This window comes from Saccharomonospora saliphila YIM 90502, from assembly GCF_000383795.1.
Classification (GTDB): Bacteria; Actinomycetota; Actinomycetes; order Mycobacteriales; family Pseudonocardiaceae; genus Saccharomonospora; species Saccharomonospora saliphila.
In genome coordinates, this window is record NZ_KB912653.1 from 3927 (window position 1) to 9462 (window position 5536).

Genomic DNA, 5536 nt, shown 5'->3' on the forward strand with positions numbered 1-5536 from the left:
CCCGGGGCGCGGTGCCGGGTGCCCGGCGTGCGTGTGACGCCGGGGCGTGGCGGCGTCCGGGCGGCCGGTGTGGGCGGCGTAACCTGTCGAGGCGACACCGACGACCCGACCGCTTCCAGGAGGCCCTCGTGATCACCGCGATCGTCCTGATCCACGCCGCGACGGACACCATCCCCGAGACCGCGCAGGCGATCGCGGACATCGACGGTGTCTCCGAGGTGTACTCGTGCGCGGGCGAGGTCGACCTGGTCGCCATCGTGCGGGTGCCCTCGCACGAACAGCTCGCCGACCTCATTCCCGCCCGCATCGGCAAGGTCGACGGTGTGCTGGACACCGACACCCACATCGCGTTCCGCTCGTACTCCCGCGCCGACACCGAGTCCGCCTTCGAGATCGGCATCGACGACGACTGAGCGCCCGCGCCCCGACGGACGCACCCGGGCCCGATACGACAAGGCCCCCTTCTCCGCGATTCGACGCGGGAAGGGGGCCTTGCCGTGGTGGGGCGGCCGGATCAGCGTTCGCTGCGGGAGCCCGCCTCCTCCGGCTGCGGGGCCTCCAGCTCGCCGCCCTCGGGGTAGCCGTTCCCCGCGGTCTTGGCGCGCTCGAGCGCGGCCGTCTCTTCCGCCGGGTCCGGGCTGATCAGCGAGCCCGGCACCGGCTTGCCCGCCGTGCCCAGCTTGTTCATCTTCTTCGGCACCGACGCGCCCTGGTACTCCAGCGGCACCGGGTGACCGTGGTCGTCCACAGGGCCGAGCGGCTGGTGCACCTCGATGAACTCACCGTGCGGCAGCCGCTTGATGATGCCGGTCTCCATACCGTGTTCGAGCACCTCGCGGTCGGAGCGCTGCAGGCCCAGGCAGATCCGGTAGGTGACGTAGTACGCCAGCGGCGGCAACAACAGCAGCCCGATGCGGCCCGCCCACGTCATCGCGTTCAACGAGATGTCGAACTTGTAGGCGATGATGTCGTTGAAGCCGGAGATCTCCAGCACCATGAAGAAGGTCAGTGCCATGACCCCGAGCCCGGTGCGCACCGGTGCGTCCCGCGGACGCTGCAGGAGGTTGTGGTGCGCGGTGTCCTTCGACAGCTTGCGTTCGAGGAACGGGTACGCGATCAGCACCGCGAACATCAGGCCCATGCCGACCGCACCGGCGAAGAACACCGGCGGAACCGTGTAGTCACCCAGGTAGAGCTCCCAGGCCGGATAGACACGGAGGATGCCGTCCGCCCAGGCCAGGTACCAGTCCGGTTGGGAACCCGCCGAAACCTGGGACGCGTTGTACGGGCCGAGGTTCCACACCGCGTTGATCTGGAACAACCCGGACATCAGCGCCGTGAAACCCGCCACCACCGCGAACCAGGCGCCTGCCTTGAGCGCGAACACCGGCATGATCCGCACGCCGACGACGTTGGTCTCCTTGCGGCGCACGCCGGGGAACTGGGTGTGCTTCTGGTACCACACCAGCGCCAGATGCACGGCCACGAGCGCGAGCATGATGCCCGGAATGATCAGGATGTGCAGCGCGTACATCCTCGGCACGATGACCGTTCCGGGGAACTCCCCGCCGAACAGCGCCCAGTGCGCCCAGGTACCGATCACCGGGACCGACAGCGTGATCCCGGAGAGGGTGGCACGGATACCGGTGCCGGAGAGCAGGTCGTCCGGCAGCGAGTAGCCGAAGAAGCCCTCGAACATGCCCAGGATCAGCAGCAGGGAGCCGATGACCCAGTTCGCCTCACGCGGCCTGCGGAACGCGCCGGTGAAGAACACCCGGAACATGTGCACGAACATCGAGGCCACGAAGATGAGCGCCGCCCAGTGGTGCACCTGCCGGATGAACAGGCCACCCCGGACCTCGAACGAGATCTCCAGCGTCGACTCGAACGCCCGCGACATCTCGACGCCCTGCAGATTGCGGTACGGGCCGTCGTAGACGACCTCCGCCATCGACGGGTCGAAGAACAACGTGAGGTAGACCCCGGACAGGATCAGGACGATGAAACTGTAGAGGGCCACCTCCCCGAGCAGGAACGACCAGTGCGTCGGGAAGACCTTGTTCATCTGGTGCCGCAGACCGCGCGACAGGAAGTAACGCTGGTCGGCGTTGGTCGCCGCCTCACCGGCCTGCTTGGCCAGGAAGCCGGAGCCCTTGGTCGGCGTGGTCAGTGAGCTCATGACTTGCGCTCCCAGTAGGCCGGTCCGATCGGCTCGATGAAGTCGTGCCGAGCGATGAGATACCCGTCAGTGTGCACCGTGATGGGCAACTGCGGTAGCGCACGCGTCGCGGGGCCGAACACGGGCTTGGCGTACTGCAACATGTCGAACTGCGACTGGTGGCACGGGCACAGCAGTCGGTTGGTCTGCTGCTCGTACAGCGACGCGGGGCACCCGACGTGCGTGCAGATCTTCGAGTACGCGAAGAGGGTGCCGTAGTTGAAGTCCTCCTGGCCCTGGCGCTTGACGACCTGCTCGGCGTCCTCGCTGCGCAGGCGGATCAGCATGACCGGGTTGTCGGAGCGCTTCATCGCCACCGACAGCGCGTGCTCGTCGTCGCGCTCGGACTCCCGGAACGGGAACACCGTCTCCATGCCGCCCGCGTCCAGATCCTCCGGCCGCACGAGCGAGATGTCGTGCGGATTGCCGGTGCTGCGCCGCAGGTAGACGATCTCGCCCGGGTACTGCTTCTTCCAGCCGGTGTGCGCCAGAGAGTCCTTGCTCTCCGGGTTGGCCCACGGGTCCTTGATGAATCCGGCCAGCGGCAGGGCGACCGTTCCGAGGCCGAGCACACCGGCCCCGAGACCCGCGGTGCGCTTGATCATCGAGCGGCGGGCGATCGTGCTGCGCTCGCCCGAGTCGGCGAGGTGGGCGAGGATCGTCTCCCGGTCGATCTTGTCCGAGCCCTTGCCCATGTTGTCGTTGCGCTGCTGCACGGCCAGCTCGTCCGGGATGAACCGCTTCGTGTAGAGCAGGACGGCCACCGACAGCGCGAGCACGGACACACCCAGGGTGACCCCGAGCGCGGGCGTGTACAGGCTGTACCAGAAGTGCGCGCTCTCCTCCGACGGCGGCGCGTACTCGGACGGCCAGAAGATCAACGCGGCGATGAAGGCCAGACCGGCGACCGCGGAGATCGCGAACCACAGGGCGATCGTGCGCTGAGCGCGCTTCTCGGCCCTCGTTCCCTCGACCGGCCACGGGTCGGGGTAGTTGACAAGCTCAACGCCGTCGAGCTGGCCGCCGAGCTCGACGAGCTCGTCACGGCTCATGCGTGAGAGCTCCTCGTCGGTGGGCCGCTGCCGCGGCTCGTTCCCGCTACTCATGGTTTCCGAACCTGCCTCGTTCCGCTCCGCGTACCGGGCGTACGCCCTCACCGCCTGCTGTCGCGGCCGACCTCGTCCGGGTCGGCCCTGTCCGCGGCTCGCCCATCGTCCTGCGTTCCCGTTCTCCTAGGCCCGCGACCCGATCCAGAGGGTCGCGCCGACCAGAGCACCGATGCCCACGACCCACGCGATGACACCCTCCGAGGCCGGGCCGAAGCCGCCCAGCGGGTTACCGCCCGGGTTGTTGTTGCCGTCGGAGACGGACTTGACGTAGGCGATGATGTCCTGCTTCTCCTCCGGCGTGAGCTGCCGGTCGGAGAACTTCGGCATGTTCTGCGGACCGGACTGCATCGCCGTGTAGATCTCTTCCTCGTTGGCGGGGGCCAGCTCCGGGGCATACTTGCCCGCCGACAGGGCGCCGCCCTGCCCGGTGAAGTTGTGGCAGGAGGCACAGTTGAGCCGGAACAACTCGGCCCCGCGCGCCGGATTCGTGCCACGCAGCGCCTCGCCGGACTCGGCGGGCCGCTGCGGGCCACCGCCGTTGGCCTGGATGTAGGCACCCAGCGCGTCGATCTCCTCGGGCGTGAGCCGGGGCGGCTTGCGGGAGGCCTGTGCCTCCTGGCGCACCATCGGCATCCGCCCGGTCGAGGTCTGGAAGTACACCGAGGCCTCGCCGACGCCGATCAGGCTCGGGCCGCGGTCCTCGACACCCTGCAGGTTCTCACCGTGGCAGCTGATGCAGGTGTTGTTGTAGATCTCCTCGCCCTTGCGCAGCAGCGCCGGGTCCTCCTGTGCGCGCGCGGTGTGGGGCTCGGGGACGAACACGGCGTACAGCGCCCCCGCGCCCAGCAGCGCGACACCGAGCGCGAGCACACCGGCCATCCTGCGGCGGAACTTGGTGCGACGGCCTGCCCGCCTCGCCGAGGCGGTGCCGGTCTTCTTGCTGGTGGTCATCTTCTGCGGCAACCCTTGCTGTCAGTGGGGAAGTCGGTCCGGCCGATGGTTCGAGTCGTCAGGGCACGATGTAGATCACCGCGAACAGGCCGATCCACACGATGTCCACGAAGTGCCAGTAGTACGAGACCACGATCGCCGACGTCGCCTGCGCGGGCGTGAACTTGCTCAGCTGAGTCCGGATGAGCAGGAAGACGAACGCGACCAGGCCGCCGATGACGTGCAGGCCGTGGAAGCCGGTGGTCATGTAGAACACCGTGCCGTAGGCCCCGGACGGGATCGTCACGCCCTCGCCGATCAGCGTGATGTACTCGCCGACCTGACCCGCGACGAAGATCGTGCCCATGAGCAGCGTGACGAGGTACCAGCGGCGCAGCCCGAACACGTCCCCGCGTTCGGCCGCGAAGACGCCGAACTGGCAGGTGAACGACGACGCCACCAAGATGATCGTGAACGGCAGCGCGTAGGCGATGTCGAGGTGGATGGGCTCGCCGGTCGCCGGGTTCATCGGCGGCCAGAGGCCGCTCTCGTTCTGCGCCTTGACCGTGAAGAACATGGCGAACAGGCCAGCGAAGAACATGAGCTCGCTGGACAGCCACACGATCGTGCCGACACTGACCATGTTCGGCCGGTTGAGCGAGTGCACCCGCTGGCTGATGGAAGGAGCTGCCGTTGTCACGGCTCGCATTATGTCTCCTCCTCCCACGCCGCCGCAGATCGGGTCCTACGGACGGTCGTGGAGGACACGTCGGGCCCGGCGAACCCCCTGGGTAAGCGGGCCCTCGTGCGGTTAGCATGGGGCCGGTTACCACCGCCGACGCCCGGAGGACGCGAGGATGAGCGAGGAAGCGACGAAGATCCTGGTTTTCAGCCACCGGGCCCCGGTGCGCGACTCGATCATCAACGCGATCGGCCGCAGGCCTGCCACCGACCTCGGCAAGGTCACCTACGTGGAGGCCGAGGGCGTCGCCGAAGTACTGACCGAGATGGACTCGGGTGACATTGATCTCGCCGTGCTCGACGGTGAGGCGCAGCCCACGGGGGGCATGGGCCTGACCCGGCAGCTCAAGCACGAACTCACCGACTGCCCGCCCATCGTGGTCGCGGTGCGCCGCAAGGACGACCGATGGCTCGCGACCTGGTCGCAGGCCGACGCCGTCCTGGTCCACCCGCTCGACCCGCTGACGGCCGCCGAGACCGTCGCCGAGGTGCTGCGCGCGCAGCGGGTGCCCACCACGCGGGCGTGAGCCGCGCCCGG

The 5536-nt window shown here is 68.4% G+C and carries 6 protein-coding genes; 2 read left to right on the forward strand and 4 right to left on the reverse strand.

The features are described from left to right. Nucleotides 1–128 precede the first annotated feature (128 nt). On the forward strand, nt 129–413 hold the full coding sequence (locus SACSA_RS0108710; protein WP_019815136.1) for an Lrp/AsnC family transcriptional regulator: 285 nt from the start codon (nt 129–131) through the stop codon (nt 411–413). 101 nt (nt 414–514) lie between these two features. Here the strand turns inward: SACSA_RS0108710 and qcrB are convergent, their stop codons facing one another. The 4 genes from qcrB to ctaE form a co-directional block, all read right to left on the reverse strand. Beyond that, nucleotides 515–2179, reverse strand: coding sequence for a cytochrome bc1 complex cytochrome b subunit (qcrB, locus tag SACSA_RS0108715; protein ID WP_019815138.1), 1665 nt, complete (start codon nt 2177–2179; stop codon nt 515–517). Next, a complete protein-coding gene (gene qcrA, locus SACSA_RS0108720; RefSeq protein ID WP_019815140.1) occupies nt 2176–3324 on the reverse strand; it encodes a cytochrome bc1 complex Rieske iron-sulfur subunit in 1149 nt (382 codons plus the stop codon). The genes qcrB and qcrA overlap by 4 nt, the downstream gene beginning before the upstream one ends. A 126-nt stretch (nt 3325–3450) precedes the next feature. Continuing rightward, nucleotides 3451–4278, reverse strand: a complete 828-nt coding sequence (gene qcrC / locus SACSA_RS0108725; RefSeq protein WP_019815141.1) for a cytochrome bc1 complex diheme cytochrome c subunit — start codon at nt 4276–4278, stop codon at nt 3451–3453. Nucleotides 4279–4336: 58 nt separating this feature from the next. Further along, nucleotides 4337–4966 (reverse strand): aa3-type cytochrome oxidase subunit III, encoded by a 630-nt coding sequence (gene ctaE / locus SACSA_RS0108730; RefSeq protein ID WP_028661695.1) that lies wholly within the window; start codon nt 4964–4966, stop codon nt 4337–4339. Between the two features lie 148 nt (nt 4967–5114). Here ctaE and SACSA_RS0108735 point away from each other — a divergent pair, with 148 nt between their 5' ends. After that, nucleotides 5115–5525 carry a response regulator gene (locus SACSA_RS0108735; protein ID WP_019815144.1) on the forward strand — a complete coding sequence of 137 codons (411 nt, stop codon included), beginning with the start codon at nt 5115–5117 and terminating at the stop codon, nt 5523–5525. The last annotated feature ends 11 nt before the right edge of the window (nt 5526–5536 follow it).

Excerpts from the sequence above, each read along its gene's own strand:
- qcrB (WP_019815138.1), bottom strand. The coding sequence starts at position 2,179 with ATGAGCTCACTGACCACGCCGACCAAGGGCTCCGGCTTCCTGGCCAAG.
- qcrA (WP_019815140.1), bottom strand. The coding sequence starts at position 3,324 with ATGAGTAGCGGGAACGAGCCGCGGCAGCGGCCCACCGACGAGGAGCTC.
- qcrC (WP_019815141.1), bottom strand. The coding sequence starts at position 4,278 with ATGACCACCAGCAAGAAGACCGGCACCGCCTCGGCGAGGCGGGCAGGC.
- ctaE (WP_028661695.1), bottom strand. The coding sequence starts at position 4,966 with ATGCGAGCCGTGACAACGGCAGCTCCTTCCATCAGCCAGCGGGTGCAC.
- SACSA_RS0108735 (WP_019815144.1), top strand. The coding sequence starts at position 5,115 with ATGAGCGAGGAAGCGACGAAGATCCTGGTTTTCAGCCACCGGGCCCCG.